The organism is Maribacter litoralis, assembly GCF_902506355.1.
GTDB lineage: Bacteria > Bacteroidota > Bacteroidia > Flavobacteriales > Flavobacteriaceae > Maribacter > Maribacter litoralis.
The window spans coordinates 1815374-1833279 of the sequence record NZ_LR733271.1 but is presented as its reverse complement, the minus strand read 5'-3'; the positions used below and the strand labels follow the sequence as shown (position 1 = coordinate 1833279).

The 17906-nt window shown below is 35.6% G+C and carries 19 protein-coding genes; 7 read left to right on the top strand and 12 right to left on the bottom strand.

Annotated elements, in window-relative coordinates:
• Positions 1-2: 2 nt before the first annotated feature.
• From EXIGUO8A_RS07705 to trhO, 3 genes are all read right to left on the bottom strand, one after another.
• Positions 3-488 (bottom strand): gliding motility lipoprotein GldH, encoded by a 486-nt coding sequence (locus tag EXIGUO8A_RS07705; protein ID WP_116771661.1) that lies wholly within the window; start codon positions 486-488, stop codon positions 3-5.
• A complete protein-coding gene (locus EXIGUO8A_RS07700; RefSeq protein WP_116771660.1) occupies positions 481-1668 on the bottom strand; it encodes a PSP1 domain-containing protein in 1188 nt (395 codons plus the stop codon). Before EXIGUO8A_RS07700 ends, EXIGUO8A_RS07705 begins: the two co-directional genes overlap by 8 nt.
• Before the next feature lie 244 nt (positions 1669-1912).
• Positions 1913-2944, bottom strand: coding sequence for an oxygen-dependent tRNA uridine(34) hydroxylase TrhO (trhO, locus tag EXIGUO8A_RS07695; RefSeq protein WP_116771659.1), 1032 nt, complete (start codon positions 2942-2944; stop codon positions 1913-1915).
• Between the two features lie 371 nt (positions 2945-3315).
• Between trhO and recA the strand changes: the two genes are divergently transcribed.
• The 4 genes from recA (at position 3316) to EXIGUO8A_RS07675 (ending at position 6968) form a co-directional block, all read left to right on the top strand.
• Positions 3316-4323 (top strand): recombinase RecA, encoded by a 1008-nt coding sequence (gene recA, locus EXIGUO8A_RS07690; protein ID WP_058105109.1) that lies wholly within the window; start codon positions 3316-3318, stop codon positions 4321-4323.
• 81 nt (positions 4324-4404) lie between these two features.
• Positions 4405-4827: a hypothetical protein gene (locus EXIGUO8A_RS07685; RefSeq protein WP_236564454.1), complete on the top strand. Its 423-nt coding sequence runs from the start codon at positions 4405-4407 to the stop codon at positions 4825-4827.
• A 15-nt stretch (positions 4828-4842) separates the two neighbouring features.
• On the top strand, positions 4843-5409 hold the full coding sequence (locus tag EXIGUO8A_RS07680) for an RNA polymerase sigma factor (protein ID WP_159302652.1): 567 nt from the start codon (positions 4843-4845) through the stop codon (positions 5407-5409).
• A gap of 32 nt (positions 5410-5441) precedes the next feature.
• Complete coding sequence (locus tag EXIGUO8A_RS07675; RefSeq protein ID WP_159302651.1) at positions 5442-6968, top strand: outer membrane beta-barrel protein; 1527 nt, start codon at positions 5442-5444, stop codon at positions 6966-6968.
• On the opposite strand, the gene EXIGUO8A_RS07670 is transcribed toward EXIGUO8A_RS07675, so the two are convergent.
• Complete coding sequence (locus tag EXIGUO8A_RS07670; RefSeq protein ID WP_159302650.1) at positions 6965-7705, bottom strand: lysophospholipid acyltransferase family protein; 741 nt, start codon at positions 7703-7705, stop codon at positions 6965-6967. The two genes, EXIGUO8A_RS07675 and EXIGUO8A_RS07670, sit on opposite strands and share 4 nt — an antisense overlap.
• A gap of 69 nt (positions 7706-7774) precedes the next feature.
• On the opposite strand from EXIGUO8A_RS07670, the gene trpS reads away from it, so the two are divergent.
• Positions 7775-8743: a tryptophan--tRNA ligase gene (trpS, locus tag EXIGUO8A_RS07665; protein ID WP_159302649.1), complete on the top strand. Its 969-nt coding sequence runs from the start codon at positions 7775-7777 to the stop codon at positions 8741-8743.
• Between the two features lie 181 nt (positions 8744-8924).
• Here trpS and dprA read toward each other — a convergent pair whose 3' ends face one another.
• Positions 8925-10043, bottom strand: a complete 1119-nt coding sequence (gene dprA / locus EXIGUO8A_RS07660) for a DNA-processing protein DprA (RefSeq protein ID WP_159302648.1) — start codon at positions 10041-10043, stop codon at positions 8925-8927.
• A 92-nt stretch (positions 10044-10135) separates the two neighbouring features.
• Between dprA and EXIGUO8A_RS07655 the strand changes: the two genes are divergently transcribed.
• On the top strand, positions 10136-11095 hold the full coding sequence (locus EXIGUO8A_RS07655; RefSeq protein ID WP_159302647.1) for an HU domain-containing protein: 960 nt from the start codon (positions 10136-10138) through the stop codon (positions 11093-11095).
• 60 nt (positions 11096-11155) lie between these two features.
• Positions 11156-11668, top strand: coding sequence for an acyl-CoA thioesterase (locus EXIGUO8A_RS07650; protein WP_116771652.1), 513 nt, complete (start codon positions 11156-11158; stop codon positions 11666-11668).
• Positions 11669-11673: 5 nt separating this feature from the next.
• Here the strand turns inward: EXIGUO8A_RS07650 and EXIGUO8A_RS07645 are convergent, their stop codons facing one another.
• From EXIGUO8A_RS07645 to EXIGUO8A_RS07615, 7 genes are all read right to left on the bottom strand, one after another.
• Entirely contained in the window at positions 11674-11991 is a 318-nt protein-coding gene (locus EXIGUO8A_RS07645) for a hypothetical protein (protein WP_159302646.1), read from the bottom strand.
• A gap of 149 nt (positions 11992-12140) precedes the next feature.
• A complete protein-coding gene (locus EXIGUO8A_RS07640; RefSeq protein ID WP_159302645.1) occupies positions 12141-12986 on the bottom strand; it encodes an aldo/keto reductase in 846 nt (281 codons plus the stop codon).
• A gap of 12 nt (positions 12987-12998) precedes the next feature.
• The gene (locus EXIGUO8A_RS07635; protein ID WP_116771649.1) at positions 12999-14222 is read right to left on the bottom strand and encodes a murein hydrolase activator EnvC family protein; all 1224 of its coding nucleotides are present in this window, start codon (positions 14220-14222) and stop codon (positions 12999-13001) included.
• Between the two features lie 4 nt (positions 14223-14226).
• Positions 14227-14949: a DUF4292 domain-containing protein gene (locus EXIGUO8A_RS07630; RefSeq protein ID WP_236564453.1), complete on the bottom strand. Its 723-nt coding sequence runs from the start codon at positions 14947-14949 to the stop codon at positions 14227-14229.
• A gap of 70 nt (positions 14950-15019) precedes the next feature.
• Positions 15020-15955 (bottom strand): tetratricopeptide repeat protein, encoded by a 936-nt coding sequence (locus tag EXIGUO8A_RS07625; RefSeq protein WP_159302643.1) that lies wholly within the window; start codon positions 15953-15955, stop codon positions 15020-15022.
• A gap of 16 nt (positions 15956-15971) precedes the next feature.
• A complete protein-coding gene (gene dut, locus EXIGUO8A_RS07620; RefSeq protein ID WP_159302642.1) occupies positions 15972-16406 on the bottom strand; it encodes a dUTP diphosphatase in 435 nt (144 codons plus the stop codon).
• Positions 16403-17863, bottom strand: a complete 1461-nt coding sequence (locus EXIGUO8A_RS07615; RefSeq protein WP_159302641.1) for a lipopolysaccharide biosynthesis protein — start codon at positions 17861-17863, stop codon at positions 16403-16405. Before EXIGUO8A_RS07615 ends, dut begins: the two co-directional genes overlap by 4 nt.
• Positions 17864-17906 lie beyond the last annotated feature (43 nt).

Sequence of the window (17906 nt, the reverse complement as noted above, 5' to 3'; positions counted from 1 at the left end):
GTTTAAGGGGTGCTTTTTGTTACTTCTATACCTACATCGGTAATACCTTCGAGATTAATAATACCAGAAACATTACCATTTTTACGCATTGCGTGTGATATCTCAATAGTATATACGCCGGAAGACGGAAAAACGATGTTTTCCTTATACCATAATTTATTTTCTTTAATACTGCCGCTACCTTTACCGAGCCAAGTACCATCTGGTAGAGACATGGCATACTCCAAGGTATCTTTGGTTACTTCACCCTCGGGTGTTGTTAAAGCCGCAATGATAAATAAATTACTGTATGGAAATGTATTGTCGTTCCTCACATTGATAAAGACATCATGCTGGTTAACGGTATCCATCTCTGATAGAGAAAACTCCAAGATATTATCTTTGTTCCAAACACCATCTTCCAATGTTCTGTATTCAGATTTTATAATATTACTATCGCAGGAAGCAAATAGCACCAAGGCTAAAAAGCAACAAGATAAACTACGCATTCTTCTGATTTCTTTTACGATTTCTGTTCTTGTTCTTATTTCTATTTCTATTCTTGTTCTTGTTTCTATTCTTGTTTCTATTACCCTTAGGTTTATCGAAACGGGTAAGGCTATCTTGGCCAACAACATTTTCAAAAACAACTTTTTCCTCTACGACAATTTCCATTGCGTACATTTCTAAGCTCGGTACCTTTTCTTTCTTTTTGTTCTTTAGAAGAATCTCATTTACCTGATCTTTAGAAAGTACATGCCAATTACCCGGATCATCTTTGTAAGAGAACCAGAGCATTTCTTTAAAAATATCGGTTTTTTGACAAAAAGCGAGTCCTTTTTCGGTGAATAACTTAGTGTCTTGTGATGGAAAATCCTTTAGTGCATCTAAGTACACATCTAGCTCATAATTTAAGCAACACTTAAGTTTACCACATTGACCCGCTAGTTTTTGCGGATTTAAGGACAACTGTTGATATCGAGCAGCAGAAGTACTAACAGACCTAAAATCGGTCAGCCATGTAGAACAACATAATTCTCTACCACAAGACCCGATACCGCCAAGGCGTTGTGCTTCTTGACGATACCCAATTTGACGCATTTCGATACGAATACCAAATGCCTTTGCCATATCTTTTATCAGCTGGCGAAAATCTACACGTTCGTCTGCAGTATAGTAAAATGTAGCTTTAGAACCATCTCCTTGAAACTCAACATCAGAAATTTTCATTTGAAGCTTTAAGATAATAGCAATTTCACGTGCTCTTTTCTTAATTTCTTCTTCTCTATCCCTACATTTTTGCCAAATATCTATGTCTTTCTGGCTAGCTTTCCTGTAAATTTTAGAAGCGTCTTCCTCTTTAAAGGACTCTTTTTTTCGCTTCATTTGTACACGTACAAGCTCCCCAGTTAAGGTAACCATACCTATATCATGACCAGATTGTGCCTGTGTAGCAACAATATCGCCAATGGAAAGTGAGAGATTTTCAGTATTTCTAAAAAACTCTTTTCTACTATTTTTAAATCTTACTTCAACAAAATCGAATGGTCGTTCCCCATTTGGGAGCGACATATTAGAAAGCCAGTCAAAAACTGTCAGTTTATTGCAACCATCTGTACCGCAAGTACCGTTATTCTTGCATCCCTTTGGTTGTCCATCCTTACCGGTAGAACAACTACTACAACCCATATTATATATATTGATTTGGTCGAATTCTTTAAAATTCACCAAAAAAGGTTCATAAAAAACTTATAGGTAAAGATACAGTTTTTTTAATGTGAAATAAAAGCTAAGTTCATGCTAACCGTTATAATTAGCAACTGTACTTACTCCACAGTAAAAGGCTCCAAACCATATTAAACTTAAGCAAGCACTCATTTCTGGTAACTGAAAAAATAGCCTTGTTACTGTAATTTACTACGTTTACGAATACTTATTTTTTAAACTTGAGCACTTCTGAACGTCCTTTTTTGAATATTTTGTTGCTTACAACCTTACCTTTTCTCAATGCTTTTTGTTCTTCATAAGGTAGCTCATGCACCTCTTTACAAGCATCTGAACAGCAGTTATTCATCTTTTCTGCACAAGATTTACATTGTATAAATAACAAATGGCAAGCTTCATTTGCGCAATTAACATGATCGTCACAAGGTTCACCGCACTGATGACAATTTGCAATGACATCTTCACTTATACGTTCACCCCTTCTATGATCAAAAACAAAATTCTTACCTCTAAACTTATTTTCAAGTTTCTTTTGTTCTACTTGCCTTGTGTACTCAATTATACCCCCTTCTAACTGGTAAACTTGTTCAAAACCTTTATGCTTGTAATAAGCACTTGCCTTTTCACAACGAATACCGCCTGTACAGTACATAACAAGTTTTTTATCTTTTTTATGATCAGCTAAATCTTTTTCAATAATATCCAGTGAATCTCTAAAGGTGTCAACATCTGGAGTTATGGCATTTTTAAAATGACCAATTTCGCTTTCATAATGGTTTCGCATATCTACCAAAACTGTATCTGGATCCTCAATAAGTTCATTGAACTTTTCGGCATCTACATGAATTCCTTTATTGGTTACGTCGAAAGTGTGATCATTTAATCCGTCTGCCACAATTTTATTACGAACCTTTACTTTTAACTTCAGAAATGAAAGGTTGTCTTGTTCGATAGCAATGTTCAGCCTTACGTTCTCCAGAAAAGATATACTATCTAAATGGGCTTTAAAGACATTGAAATTTTCGGCTGGAACAGAAAGTTGGGCATTTATACCTTCATGAGCTACATATATTCGCCCAAGAACATCCATTTCGTTCCAATGAATAAAAAGGTGATTTCTAAAAATAGTGGTATTACCAATGTGTGCATAGGTATAGAAAGAGATCGTAAGGCGCTCTTTGCCCGCTTCTTCAATTAAAGCTGCTCTTTCTATTGCACTTAATGTATTGTACAGTTGCATGCTATACTAATAATTTAAGCCTGCCTAGTGGCAGAAGGTTATAGAAAATTTTTGAGGTGCAAAAATAGCTATTATTCTTAAAAAACACCTATTTAATTAGGGTTTAACACCTTATAGAAATTAAAAAGAGCCCTGTTTTACAACAAGGCTCTTTAAAGGCTATCCCATTTTTTTCTTTTTCATAACATTCTTAGAGAGTACAAAAGGAAATAGCCACCAATAATCGCCAACACTAAACAGCGATCTATAACCAATAAAGCAACTTATATTTTTAAATAGATGGCAAATACATAAATTGGTTGCGTAAACGATTTCATTATTATTCAATTCAAAAAAGAATTGGTAATTTAGCTTTCCAAAAAATTATGAAAATGAGTTCTGAAAAAGAAGCAAAATTAAAAGCATTAAAGTTGACCCTTGACAAAATGGATAAGACCTACGGTAAGGGCGCTGTAATGAAAATGGGGGATAGTGTTGTTGCAGATGTCGAAGTGATTCCTTCTGGCTCATTAGGTTTAGATATTGCGTTAGGTGTTGGCGGTTATCCAAGAGGTAGGGTTATTGAAATATACGGACCGGAATCTTCTGGTAAAACTACCTTGACCTTACATGCCATTGCTGAAGCACAAAAAAATGGAGGTATAGCGGCATTTATTGATGCCGAACACGCTTTTGATCGTTTTTATGCCCAAAAATTAGGTGTAGATATAGATAACTTGATTATTTCTCAACCAGACAATGGTGAGCAAGCATTGGAAATTGCCGACAACCTTATACGTTCGGGGGCAATTGATATTGTAGTAGTCGATTCTGTTGCGGCGTTGACTCCGAAAAGTGAGATTGAAGGTGAAATGGGTGATTCTAAAATGGGTCTACATGCACGTTTAATGTCACAGGCACTTAGAAAACTTACCGGATCAATCAGTAAAACAAACTGTACGGTTATTTTCATTAACCAATTACGTGAAAAAATCGGAGTAATGTTCGGTAACCCAGAAACGACCACAGGTGGAAACGCTCTTAAATTTTACGCTTCCGTTCGTTTAGACATTAGAAGGTCTACACAAATTAAAGATACAGATGGTAACGTTCAAGGAAACAAGACCAGGGTTAAGGTTGTGAAGAACAAAGTAGCACCTCCTTTCCGTACTACAGAGTTTGACATTATGTATGGCGAAGGTATTTCTAAAGTTGGTGAAGTAATTGATCTAGGTGTTGAATACGAAATAGTAAAGAAGAGCGGTTCATGGTTTAGTTATGGTGACACCAAATTAGGTCAAGGCCGAGATGCCGTTAAAAACCTTTTATTGGACAACCCAGAATTATTTGAGGAATTAGATGGCAAAATAAGGGAAGCTATTGCTGCCTTGAATGCTTAAATTCAGTAAAATAAATTAACGTAAGTACCTTAACGCAACCATTGCACTTCATTTTCATCTTATAATCAAAATAGTTATATGATGAGAAATAAGATAATGCTGCTGGCGACAGTCATAGCATTAATATGCAATGGTTGTTCTATTGATGATGATGGCGCAAATTTCCATTTTACAGCATTGGAAATTGTTGATGCCGAAGTACCGGAATCGTTTGATCTTAACGAAACCTACCAAATTTCCGTAAATTATCTAAAACCAGATAGTTGTACGTATTATGAAGGATTCGACGTTGTAAAAGATTCTTTAACGGTTAGAAGCGTAGTTGCCATTGGCTCTGTAAGAACAGATTTCGATGATTGCACCGAAGAGTTAATACAAGAGACCGCATCTTTTAACTTTCAGGTAATCTATAGTGACCCATATACTTTTAAATTTTATACTGGAGATAATAGTGAAGGAGAGGCAGAATATATGGAAATTGTAGTTCCAGTAAACAAACCTTAAAACAACCAACCATTTGTGAGTCTAGAAGAACTCATACATAATTGTAAAAAAGGAGACCGTAAAGCGCAGGAACTGCTGTATAGAGCCTACGCTACTACCCTCTTTGGTATATGCTTAAAATACTCCAAATCTAAATCTCAAGCAGAAGACACCCTACACGACAGTTTTATGACCATTTACGACAAAATTGGTCAGTTCAAGAACAAAGGATCTTTTGAAGGGTGGATGAAGCGAATAACCGTAAATACGGCACTACAAAAGTATAGAAAGGAAGAATACCTAAATGTAGTTACGGAAAATACGGAAGAAGATGTAACCGTAGATAATGCCTTTAGCGACATCAGTTTACAAACACTTTTAGGCTATATACAAGAATTACCCAATAAATATAGAGCTACATTCAATTTATATGTTTTGGACGGATACACCCATAAAGAGATCAGTGAAATGTTAGGAACCTCGGTAGGAACCTCCAAATCTAATCTAGCACGGGCAAGGGCTTTATTGAAAGAAAAAATAGAAACTAAGGTAGCACAGTCAATTATTAGTGTCCTTATCATAATATCAACACACTTTTTATAATCTGATATGATTATAGACTGAAATAATATTCGATGCAGAAGAAAAATATAGACGAACTTTTTCGAGATAAGCTCTCGGACTTCAAACAAACACCGGACAATAAGGTCTGGCGTGCGATTGATGCGTCATTGGACAAAAGAAAGAAAAAACGGGTCATACCACTTTGGTGGTCACTAGGTGGCGTTGCCGCTGCGTTATTAATCGGTTTAATGGTTTTTAATCCGTTTACAGAAGAGTACAAAACCAACGAAATATTGGTGGACACTGATAGCGAATCAGAATCAACAAAGGATTCTCAGGCAACATCAGACAATGAAATATTTATTGACTCTATAAACAATACCACCAACGCTATAGTTGAACAAAATACAGTTAATGAAGACCATGGTAATGTTGATAACAGTATTCTACCCAGTCATCAGAAAGAAGCAAACAAGATTACTGTATCTACCAGAAATGACAGTAACAAAAATCTTGAAACACTTTTAACAGAGGATGCAATTGCCAAAAACAATAAAAACTCTTCAGAAGATAGTATTCAAAACCAAAATGGGTTGATTGCTGAAAATATTTCTACGGATGGTTTAGTTAAAAATGATTCTAAAAACACATCGACAGACAATATCGATTCAAATATAAACACCAATAATAAAAATAAGACAGAAACCGCAATTGCTTCGAATCCTACCACTAAGGATGCCGAAAATACTATAGTTAAAAGTACTTCTACTGAAGAAAACACAGAAGATCCTTTAGCAAACAAAAAATCAATCTTTGAAGAAATAGATAAACAAGAAGAGCTAAAAAAAGAAAAGGTAGCCCAAAACAGATGGTCTGCAGGACCAAATGTCGCACCGGTATATTTTAATGCACTTGGAGAAGGTTCGCCCGTAAATTCAATTTTTACCCCTAACACTAAAAGTGGTAATGTAAATATGAGTTATGGGGTATCGGTTGCTTATGCGGTAAGCAAAAAACTTACCATACGTTCAGGAATCAATAAAGTAGATTATGGCTACGACACAGAAGATGTTGCCTTTTCATCTTCTGCCAGTTTTGCCTCTGGTAATGGCCAACTTGCCACCATTGATTATGCCGAAACATCAAATACACTAACCATTTCAAGCAAAATAGTGCCATCAGATAAATATAGCACCGTCAACACTGCTCAAGATGTTACAGCAAAAAGTGCATCTAAAGAAGGTTTTATGTCTCAACAACTAGGGTATTTAGAACTACCAGTAGAGTTGAATTATGCATTAATCGATAAAAAATTCGGGGTAAATATTATTGGTGGGGTCAGTTCATTATTTTTAATAGACAACGCGGTATCGTTAACATCAGGTGATTTGACTACCGAAATTGGAGAAGCAAATAACATTAATGATTTAAATTTTAGCGCCAATATGGGACTAGGACTTAACTATAACTTTTCACAAAAAGTCCGGTTTAATGTTGAACCAATTTTTAAATATCAACTAAACACCTTTTCTGATGTAAATGGTACGTTTAGACCGTATTCGGTTGGAGTATATAGTGGACTAACTTTTAAGTTTTAACTATTCTTAATCAAATCATCAAGTATCGTTTCTCTAACACTATTTCTAAGGTCTGCCGTATCTTCCGGACGTATGGAATGTGTTTCAATAAATGAGTGCACTCTGGCCCTACATTTACCAGGTCCTCCACTAAAAAAGGTAAAAGAAAAACGCTCTTTGTTATCATAAAAAGTCATGGGTACCACTGGTATTTTATGGGCAATTGCCATTTTAAATGCACCGTCTTTAAATGTATCTAAAACTACGTGTTCTTCGGGGACTCCTCCTTCGGGAAAAATACAGATACTCAACCCTTGTTGTAGCCTTTTCTGCGCCCTTCTGTATACTCCGGTTCTACTTTGGGTATTGTTTCTATCTACCATAATACAAACACGTTTGTAGAAAAATCCGAACAACGGAATTTTAACCAATTCCTTTTTACCAACGAAAACGAATGGGTTTCTACTAACCACCAACATAAGCATAATGTCTAGCATACTTGTATGGTTAGCGACCAACATATAACTTTTCTTTTTAACCAATTGTTGCTCGTATTTTACTTTCGGAAAACAAAACATACCGTACAGTATAGGTTTGGCCCAAAGATTTCTTGCCATCCAGAAAAATTGGGGATACCATAGTTCTTTAGAGGCAAAAATGACCAATACAGGAAAAAATATAATGATGGGTATGGCTACTAGAATATAAAACCAGATACGGTACAAAGTTTGACCAATTTGTCTAACGACTTTAAGCATAAATCAAAAGTAGTTATTTAGGATAGTTTTTTTGTATTGTTTTACCTTTGCTTGATACAATTAAAGAAAATGGCAAGAATTTTAACAGGTATACAAAGTACAGGAACACCACATTTAGGAAATATTCTAGGAGCGATCAAACCAGCTATAGAAATGGCGAATGATCCGTCAAACGAGTCTTTTCTGTTCATTGCAGATATGCATTCGTTAACGCAAATAAAAAATGGCGAAGAATTACGCCATAACACTTATGCCGTTGCCGCTACTTGGCTTGCTTTTGGTCTTGATATTGAGAATACCGTTTTTTATAGACAGAGCGATGTACCACAAACCGCAGAATTATCATGGTACCTTAGCTGCTTTTTTCCGTACCAACGTTTAACCTTGGCCCATTCGTTTAAGGATAAGGCAGATCGATTAGATGATGTAAATGCCGGACTTTTCACTTACCCGATGCTTATGGCCGCCGACATATTGCTCTATGATGCCAATATAGTACCGGTAGGTAAAGACCAAATGCAACATCTTGAAATGACTAGAGATGTTGCTTCTCGTTTTCATGCGCAATTAGGAGAAACCTTTGTTTTACCGGAAGGAAAAGTACAAGAGGAAACCATGTATATACCTGGTACAGATGGAGCAAAAATGAGCAAGAGCAAGGGAAATTTGATCAGTTTGTTCCAGACCGATAAAAAATTGCGTAAGCAAATTATGGGTATCCAAACAGATAGCACCCCAATGGAAGATCCCAAAGACCCAACGAACGACAATGTTTTCGCATTATATAAAATTTTAGCGACCCAACCACAAATAGAAGAAATGAGTGCTAATTATTTAGCCGGAAATTACGGGTATGGTCATGCAAAACAAGCTCTTTATGAAGTAATCATAAACAAGTTTGAAGAACCACGCGAAAAGTTCGATTATTACATGAATCACTTAAATGAATTGGATGACGCTCTTGCCTTAGGCGCCGAAAAAGCTAGAAAAGTAGCAGATGGAGTACTAGAAAGAGTTCGAGAAAAGCTGGGTTACTAAATAGCTATCTCAAAAAACCACAAATATTAAAAACCGACCACTAGGTCGGTTTTTTGTTTTACATAAGTTAGTACAACATATTTTTACCCGTTATGATTCCATACAATGACGATAAAACGCAAAATTAATTTATAGTTTATTCGAAAAATTTTAATAACAAACCAAGTAGTTTGCTAAATAGTTATATCGCCTCAAACAATTTCCCCGGTAATGGTCGAATTACACCTTTCATTTCCATGGCTAACAAGGTAGATGATGTTTTAAATATGGGTAGTTTACAATCTAGTGCAATACTATCCAATAATTGCTTCCCGTTATTCTGTAGATAGGTATATATTTCCTGTTCAATTTCATCAAGATCAATGAACAGTTGTTTTTGAATAGGTGTATTCTTCTTTTCCTCAATATCCCAGTCTAACAAATAAATTAAGTCCGCCGCAGAAGTCATTACATGAGCTTTTTGCTGTTTTATAAGGTTGTTACAACCAAGGCTATATTTATCTGTAGTTCTGCCGGGCACTGCAAATACATCTCTATTATAACTATTAGCAATATCAGCAGTTACCAAGCTTCCACCTTTTTCAGCTGATTCCACTACTACGGTCGCTTCACTCACACCGGCTATAATTCGGTTGCGTTTTAAAAAGTTTTCACGCTCAGGTTTACTGGTGCTCCAAAATTCTGTGTAAAATCCGCCATTTTTAAGAACCTCAGCTTGGTATTTGGCATGCACCTTTGGGTAAATTTGATTAAGCCCATGCGCCAAACAACCTACAGTCTGTAAGCCATTTTTGACAGCCTCTCTTTGAATACAAATATCCACTCCATATGCAAAGCCACTAATAATTACCGGGTTCAGTGGTGCCAATTCCTCAATAAACTGCTCACAAAAAGAAGTTCCGTAACTTGTAATTTTACGTGTACCTACGACGCTAATAATTTTTCGTTGCGCTAAATCAATGTTTCCTTTTTGAAATATTAGAATAGGTCCGTCAATACAATGCTTTAGATATTTCGGATAGTTCTCATCTAAAAAATAAGTGCATTTAATATCATTTTTAAAAATATAATTGTATTCAGCTTCTGCAGCTTCCAAATGCTCTGTATCGAATAAATGCTTTATAGTATGTGTTCCAATACCGTCAATTTTCAAAAGATTCTGTTTTTTATCTTCAAAAATTGCGGATGGACTACCACAATGTGAAATTAATTTCTTGGCTAGGACATCTCCTATATTGGGTACATGTTGCAAACGAAGTATTGCAACAAGTTCATCGGCAGTGTGTTGTGTAGTTTTCATTTCTTGTTCACAAATAAGGTGAAAAAATATGTTAATAAAAAGTTACGAAAGAGGTTTTTATACCTCTTTATTTTTTTCATATTTGCGCAACAATGGTTTTAGAACACTATATAAGCGATTTACTTTATAGGTACAACTGTGTTGTTGTTCCCGGGTTTGGAGCGTTCCTAACTCAAAAAAATTCTGCGAAAATAAACGTAGTAACCAATACGTTTAGCGCGCCAAATAAATCTATTGTTTTCAATAGACAGCTTACTTCAAATGATGGACTTTTGGTTTCTTATGTGTCCAATGCAGAGAAAGTATCCTATGAAACTGCACTGGTAGAAATAGAAAACCAAGTGAAGGTTTGGCAAGATGTTTTAATACAAGAAACTTCCTTACACCTAAAGAATATAGGCTCATTAACAAGAAACAATGAAGATAAAATATTGTTTCAACCTGCCAATGAGACTAACTATTTAACGTCTTCTTTCGGGCTTTCAAACTTTAATTCGATTCCGGTATTAAGAGAAGAATTAAAAGAAGAAATCGTAGAGATCGAAGAAAAAATACCGTTCGTTATTAGTCCTGAACGCAGAGCGACTAGTCGCTTTAGACCGTACTTAAAATATGCTGCAATATTAATGTTGGCATTCTCAACAGGTATTACAGGTTATCGTGCATACCAACAGCAGCGCACTAATGAGCAAGTTGCTAGACAAGATGCTCAAGAGTATGTAAACAAGCAAATACAGGAAGCTACATTCTTTGATCTTTCTCCGTTAGAATTACCAACGGTTACTATAGATGCTTCTTCTTCGTCAACCGTTAAAGAAGGTGTAGAAACCCATTATATTGTTGCAGGAGCGTTTAGGGTAAAAGGCAATGCAGATAGAAAAATAGAGCAATTAAAGGCTCTTGGTTTCAATGCGGGCTACTACGGCACCAATGCTTACGGGTTGCACATGGTTACATTTGACAGCTATACGAACGCAAACGATGCTTTAAAAGCTTTACGTGAAATAAAGCTTACGCAGTCTAAAGATGCTTGGTTATTATCCGAAAAATAAACCTACACACATTTTATAAGTATCATTGATGCCCGTATCTTTGCGGAAAATTTCTATTTAATGGAAGCAAAATCGCCTTCAGCATCTCGTACCACAATGACAGATATGGTTCTCCCTAGTGAGACCAATGCACTTCAAAATCTATTTGGAGGGGAATTATTGGCCCGTATGGATCGTGCAGCCAGTATAGCTGCAGGTAGACATAGCCGAAGAATTACGGTTACAGCATCAGTAAACCATGTTGCATTTAATCTAGCAATACCTTTAGGTAGTGTAGTTACCGTTGAGGCAGCCGTTTCTAGAGCTTACAACACTTCTATGGAGGTGTATATAGATGTTTGGATAGAAGACCGCTATAACGGCAAGCGCACTAAGGCAAACGAGGCTATCTATACCTTTGTTGCCGTAGATGAAACCGGTAAACCTACCGAAGTACCAGAGTTAATACCTGAAACACCATTGGAAATTACGCGCTTTGAAGGTGCTCTACGCAGAAAACAATTAAGTTTAGTTCTAGCCGGTAAAATGAAGCCGGACAATGCCACTGAGCTTAAAGCGCTATTTACTAAATAGAGCTATTAAGCAACTTCCTCGTATAATTCTCTTTCTAATTCAGTTTGGTCTACATCAATTTGAAAAGAAACTTCCATGTCGGTATCCTTCATATAGTTCCAGATATAAAGTGCCGTTAAACCCAAACTACCAATTATAAAGAATATACCTGCGAAAACCAAAGAGCCATATAAAGCAAGCGCTAAACTTACGATAAGAAATACCGCATAAATGACAATTGGAATATAAGTAGCTACACCATTCCATGTTATCGACTTTAGCTTTGTATTATTACTAACTTGCTTTTGACCTGTGGTTGAATTGAATGTGAATGTGCTCTGCATAATACTCTCCTTTTTTCATTTCTACCTCAAATTTCGCAAAAAAACTGAAATCATTCACACATAACGTAATGAATATCAGTAAAATAACTAATTTTTAAAGAAATGATATTATGCATTTAACATAAAAACCGATATCACAAAATAGCGTATTAAAAATTGAAGTTATCGGGATCAGGACCTGTGCGTTCTCCTGTTTCCAACCCATCTAAAAAGGCAATATCTTCATCGCTCAATTCAAAATCAAAAATATCGGCATTAGAAGCTATTCGATTTTCGTGAACCGATTTAGGGATTGCAACCACACATTTCTGAAGATTCCAACGAAGAATAATTTGAGCAACACTCTTATTGTACTTTTTGGCCAAATCATCACAAATATCAAGTTCGAACACTTTGCCTTGCATAAAAGGAGACCATGATTCATATTGTATACCGTTTACATTACAATAATCAATCAATTCTTGTTGAACCAAATATGGATGAAATTCCATTTGGTTAACCATTGGCACTATTTCGCAATCCTTAAGTAAATCTTCTAAGTGATGTTGAAGAAAATTGCTTACACCTATGGCTTTAATCTTTTTTTGAGCATACAAATACTCCAATGCTTTCCAAGTTTCTTTGTATTTACCAGAAACGGGCCAGTGAATTAGGTATAAATCCAAATAGTCTACACCTAAACGTGCTAAACTTTCATCAAAAGCTTTTAAGGTTTCATCATAACCTTGATCATCGTTCCATACCTTGGACACTAAAAATAATTCACTTCTATCAATACCACTTTCTATTATGCCCTTACCAACACCCTCTTCATTCTTATATACTGCTGCCGTATCAATATGCCTATAACCAATTTTAATAGCACTTTTAATCGCATTTACAACTTCTTGATCATTATCTGATTGATAGGTACCTAAACCTAAATAAGGCATTTGAACTCCGTTTCGTAATTCAAAACTTCCTTTAATATCCGTTATTTTAGTCTGATTTTGCATACGAGTACATTTTTAAAGTCGATACACCCATTCTTCTGGGTTTAAACGAGATGTATCTTGATATAAATAAAATTTCAATCTAGTTTGTCCATTATTCCTATTCGTATAAACGATACCCAGCTCTTCTTTACTACTTACTTTATCCCCTTTTTTTACATAAAGTTCAGATAAGTTGTAATAGGTACTTATAAAATTACCATGTTTAATTTGAACACCTTTGTTGCCGCCAGGTACAGCAAGAATGGCAATAACCTCTCCTTCAAAAATTGCACGTGCTTTAGCCCCTTCATCGGTAGCAATGATTACACCGTTACTTTGGTGTTTTATACCTGGGTATACAGGATCGGCATACACCCCAAACCCCTGACTTTTTATTCCCTTTTCGACCGGCCAGATCAGTTTTCCTTTATTAGCTGAAAAACTATTGGCAATTCTAGAAGCTTCCGGTGTAAGCACAAACTTGCTAGAACTTTTAGTAGTACTTCCAGATTTTTTATTGGAAGCGGCAATGGCGCTTCGTATCAATTTTTCAATTTGTTGATCGATTTTTCTAGCTTCCTTCTTTTTTGCTTCAATAGCGCTGGCATATTTAGTTTCATTCTTACGAATTGTTCCTAATAGCGCTTTTTGAGACTGAATTTCTGCAAATAATTGGTCCTTTGCTTTTTTATTCTGGGCAAGCAAAACCTCTTTCACCTTACGCTCTTCGTTCAAGTCAGCGTTGAGCCTTGATAATTCATCAGTTTTAGCCAATATTTCAGCTCCTTGCTCTTTTCTGTAGTCAGTATATTGCTTCATATATTGAAGCCTCTTAAATGCTTGAAAAAAGCTTTCTGAAGATAAGAGGAACATTAACCTATTCTGTTTGGATTTATTTTGGTAAGACTTTTGAATCATCTTAGCGTATTCATCCTTTACCTCTTGCAATTCGTTTTTTAATTTGCCAATATTTCTGATGTTGGTATTAATTTGCCTGTTCAACAAATTAGATTGTTGATTGGTTACCCTAATTAATTGTTGCCGTACGGTAATCTTTTTGTCCAAAGCTTCCATTTGATCCAAAACATTGCCTTTTTCTTTCTTTTCAGCAAAGAGCAACCTATTGATATCTCGTATTTCAGATTGTAGTTGTTCGCGTTTTTCCTCTAAAGCCTTTTGTTCACTGGTCTGTGCTATAGCAAAACCCGAAGCAAACAATAGAAGTAATAAAAGGCTAAGTTTAAATTTGAACAACATCTGCTTAAAGCTCTATTTCATTAAAACCTTTTGGTATGGAATATGGAAAATTGACCGTTCCGTTCAATTCCAAATTTTTAAACTCAAGGTCTATATTATTTTCATTGTCTTTGCTAATCGCTTTTACCATAATTTCGTTAGGTAAAATTTCATTATCCAAACTTTGATAGTTTTTATAGGAAATCTCTAACACTCTTTTTTCAGCAGGTTGAGAAAGCTGTTGCAGACCCATTTTAAAATTCTTAGGTTCTACTTGAAACAAAGTCTTATATAGTACCCCTTGTTGTTTAGGAGTTAACCTGTAACTATCACTAGAAATATCAATGTCATATTTCTCTTGTCTTAAGTCTACTATTGCCTGACCAGTAAGTAAGTTTTGCAGAATGGAAAAGTCAACTTCTGTGCCCAATAAATTACTTAAATAGGTGAAATCTCCATCAAAATATTCATTTTCAAGTTTGTTATAGAACGATACTCGATCAGGAGTGATATATGCTTTTACGATACCAAGAGGGGCACTCATCCATATGGCTTTATCCTTCTCCATTCGTAAACTAACCGAAACACTTTGAGATGTTTCCCCATCAGAATAATTTATTTTAACCCTACCTGTCAATGTTTTAAAACCGGCTTCATTTTGGTAGTGCGCCTTAATTACAGATTTAGACGATAGTTTAGTATCAACAGTACCGCCCGTAACTACTTTGGTACTTTTACATGACGCCATAAACACTATTGTAACTAGCAGTAAAAAGTGGGATGTTCTCATTGTGTTCAAAAACTTTATCATCAACAATCTAAGATTTAATTTTACTAAGGTACATATTTGCTTTAGACGTATTATTTGTAGCGGTATATGCTTTGACCAATTCTTTATAAATGGCATTTTCTAACGGAGCATCATCTATTATATAATCTAATGCCCCCTCCAATACTTCAATCGCATCTTTATGCCTTTGTACTTTGTTCAATGCTGTTCCATTAGCATAATAAAAATATGGTTGAGAAGGAAAATTTTCTATTGCTTCCTCGGTTGTTTCCAACAACTCATTACTATCAGTATCTGCATTAAGCATTGCCTTTATTCTAGTTTTAAAACCAGCTACATTGTTCAAATCTTTACTAGGGGTAGTATTTACCGCTCTAACTACGTGTACAAATTTCGTTTTTTTATTAGCGATCGAGTCGGTAATCTTACTAGCTAAATACTGATGTTTTTTGGTAGTTTTAACTCCTTTTAAAATAGTTTGGGCAGTTACATAATCTTCATTTAAATAATAGATCTCTGCTAGATTCACCCTTAACTGTACATTATTCCAAGGTAATTCTTCTTTAACTGCATCTATAACAGCTTTTCTAGCATCTATAATATCTACCAAGGTTTCGGCGTACCAATAATTTTCCGGCTCCCCGTTTATAGCCTCTAATGCGTATTCTTGCGCGTTGGTCAGTTGCTTATCGTACAAATGGAATTTGGCCAGCTCAAATGAAACTACAGTATTCTGAGGCTGTAACCGCTTACATTCTAAAAAGTAAGTAATGGCACGATCATAGTTCCTAATGCCTTTCTGTTTTAAACCTTCAAAAAAATTCTCTTGAAAAGTATCGGAATATTCTTCAAGAAAGACTTCTGAACTCTGTTCAATATCCAAATCGGGGGTTTCTTGCGCATAAATTGATATCGGTGAACAAAAAACACCGAATGCCAAACCCAAAAAAACCGCCTTCATCATATTTATTGAATAGAATTTACTTTACACCAGTACTACCAAAGCCACCTTCTCCCCGAGTGGTTTCAGACAAACTCTCCACTACGTTCCATTCAGCCCGTTCATGCTTGGCGATTACCATTTGTGCAATACGTTCTCCGTTTTCAACTACAAAATCTTCACTACCAAGATTTATCAATATTACTCCCACTTCACCTCTATAATCCGCATCAATTGTGCCAGGCGCGTTAAGTACTGTTACTCCTTTTTTCGCAGCCAAACCACTACGTGGTCGCACCTGTGCCTCAATACCAACCGGCAATTCCATATAAAGACCAGTTGGTATAATAGCCCTGCTCAATGGTTGTAATGTAATTGATTCGGTAAGATTAGCCCTTAAGTCCATTCCCGCAGAAGCACTTGTTTCATAGTGGGGTAACTTATGGGAAGACTTATTTATGATTTTTATGTTCATCTTTTTAAATATAATTTTTTAAGGTTCTCAAACTCCAGCTTGTAAACAAGACCTAAAAACAACAATAATAACGGGATACCTACAATGAGGTTTCTATCAAATATGTAAAATGAAAGTATAGAAAACAAGATGGAAATTCCTAAATAAAAGATAATTTTTCTAAAGTTATACGGAATAGGATAATACATTCTACCAAAATAAAACGACAACATCATCATAGTGCCATAAGCCATTAAGGTGGCTACGGCCGACGCCATATACCCAAAGTAAGGGATAAAAATTAAATTGATAATGATAGTCAAAACCGCACCAATCATTGAAATATAAGCACCGAATTTTGTGCGGTCTGTAACTTTGTACCAAACGGATAAGTTATGGTAAATACCTAAGAAGAAACTAGCAAGAACAATTAATGGAACTATTGGCATGGCATCCCAATATGATTCGTTTAAAACCAGAAAACGCTTAAGTACGTCTGAAAAAACCACAACCGATAATAAAATTATACTACCCAAAACCACAAAATAGTTGGTAATCTGAGCATAAGCTTTCTGCGGGTTCTTAGTATCTGAATGACTAAAGAAAAATGGTTCTATTCCCATTCTGAAAGCGGTGGCAAATAGTGTCATAAAAAGGGCTAGTTTATAACAAGCTGAATATTTGCCCATTTCACTTTTTGCAATATCCACAGGCAACAATTCAGAAAGCAAATACCTGTCAAAAACCTCATTGATCGTAAAGGCAATACCTGCAACCATAACAGGCATTGCATAACTTACCATCCTTTTCCAGAGCTCTTTATCAAATACATATGGTCTACGAATGTAAACCCTAATCATTAATAATAGCGTAACTCCGCTAGCTATTAAGTTCGCAATTAAAATATAAGGAATTTCATAGTCTACCTTATACAATGTATTTAAAAACCCAGACGATGATCCCGATGCGATCTTAGGTAAGAGAATCAAGAAAAATAAGGTGAGACCTAGATTTAGTGATACGTTTAATATTTTAACAACTGCATATCGCATTGGTTTTTCATTGGCTCTTAACCATGCGAAAGGTATAATAGCTAACGCATCTAACGCCAAAATCCCCAACACATAATTCATGAATGGCAAGTCAATATTTAAAGCGGTAGATAATGGTGTCTTAAAAAATATTCCAACTAAAACTAACAAGGCAGTTGAGCCCATTATGGACAATAGTGAAGTGCTGACAACCTTTTTCCTATTTTCCGATTCCTTATAAAAACGAAAAAAAGCCGTTTCCATTCCGTAAGCCAAAAAAACATTAAAAATGGCAAACCAAGAGAATATTAATGTAACCTCACCATATTTACCCGGTGCCATAACATCTGTATAAATTGGCACAAGTAAAAACGAAATCATCCTTGGCAAGACAGTAGCCAAGCCATAAATTGCAGTTTGTTTAAAGAGTTTTTTGAGTGGATTCAAGCACTGTACATTAAGGCGATAAAAGTACCTATTTATAGCCTAG

Bases quoted from the DNA above. Each gene is read 5' to 3' on its own strand.
- EXIGUO8A_RS07625 (WP_159302643.1), bottom strand. From the start codon at position 15,955: ATGATGAAGGCGGTTTTTTTGGGTTTGGCATTCGGTGTTTTTTGTTCA.
- EXIGUO8A_RS07650 (WP_116771652.1), top strand. From the start codon at position 11,156: ATGGAAGCAAAATCGCCTTCAGCATCTCGTACCACAATGACAGATATG.
- trhO (WP_116771659.1), bottom strand. From the start codon at position 2,944: ATGCAACTGTACAATACATTAAGTGCAATAGAAAGAGCAGCTTTAATT.
- dut (WP_159302642.1), bottom strand. From the start codon at position 16,406: ATGAACATAAAAATCATAAATAAGTCTTCCCATAAGTTACCCCACTAT.
- EXIGUO8A_RS07670 (WP_159302650.1), bottom strand. From the start codon at position 7,705: ATGCTTAAAGTCGTTAGACAAATTGGTCAAACTTTGTACCGTATCTGG.
- EXIGUO8A_RS07630 (WP_236564453.1), bottom strand. From the start codon at position 14,949: ATGGCGTCATGTAAAAGTACCAAAGTAGTTACGGGCGGTACTGTTGAT.
- EXIGUO8A_RS07640 (WP_159302645.1), bottom strand. From the start codon at position 12,986: ATGCAAAATCAGACTAAAATAACGGATATTAAAGGAAGTTTTGAATTA.
- EXIGUO8A_RS07685 (WP_236564454.1), top strand. From the start codon at position 4,405: ATGAGAAATAAGATAATGCTGCTGGCGACAGTCATAGCATTAATATGC.
- dprA (WP_159302648.1), bottom strand. From the start codon at position 10,043: ATGAAAACTACACAACACACTGCCGATGAACTTGTTGCAATACTTCGT.
- EXIGUO8A_RS07700 (WP_116771660.1), bottom strand. From the start codon at position 1,668: ATGGGTTGTAGTAGTTGTTCTACCGGTAAGGATGGACAACCAAAGGGA.
- EXIGUO8A_RS07655 (WP_159302647.1), top strand. From the start codon at position 10,136: ATGGTTTTAGAACACTATATAAGCGATTTACTTTATAGGTACAACTGT.
- recA (WP_058105109.1), top strand. From the start codon at position 3,316: ATGAGTTCTGAAAAAGAAGCAAAATTAAAAGCATTAAAGTTGACCCTT.
- trpS (WP_159302649.1), top strand. From the start codon at position 7,775: ATGGCAAGAATTTTAACAGGTATACAAAGTACAGGAACACCACATTTA.
- EXIGUO8A_RS07675 (WP_159302651.1), top strand. From the start codon at position 5,442: ATGCAGAAGAAAAATATAGACGAACTTTTTCGAGATAAGCTCTCGGAC.
- EXIGUO8A_RS07705 (WP_116771661.1), bottom strand. From the start codon at position 488: ATGCGTAGTTTATCTTGTTGCTTTTTAGCCTTGGTGCTATTTGCTTCC.
- EXIGUO8A_RS07645 (WP_159302646.1), bottom strand. From the start codon at position 11,991: ATGCAGAGCACATTCACATTCAATTCAACCACAGGTCAAAAGCAAGTT.
- EXIGUO8A_RS07635 (WP_116771649.1), bottom strand. From the start codon at position 14,222: ATGTTGTTCAAATTTAAACTTAGCCTTTTATTACTTCTATTGTTTGCT.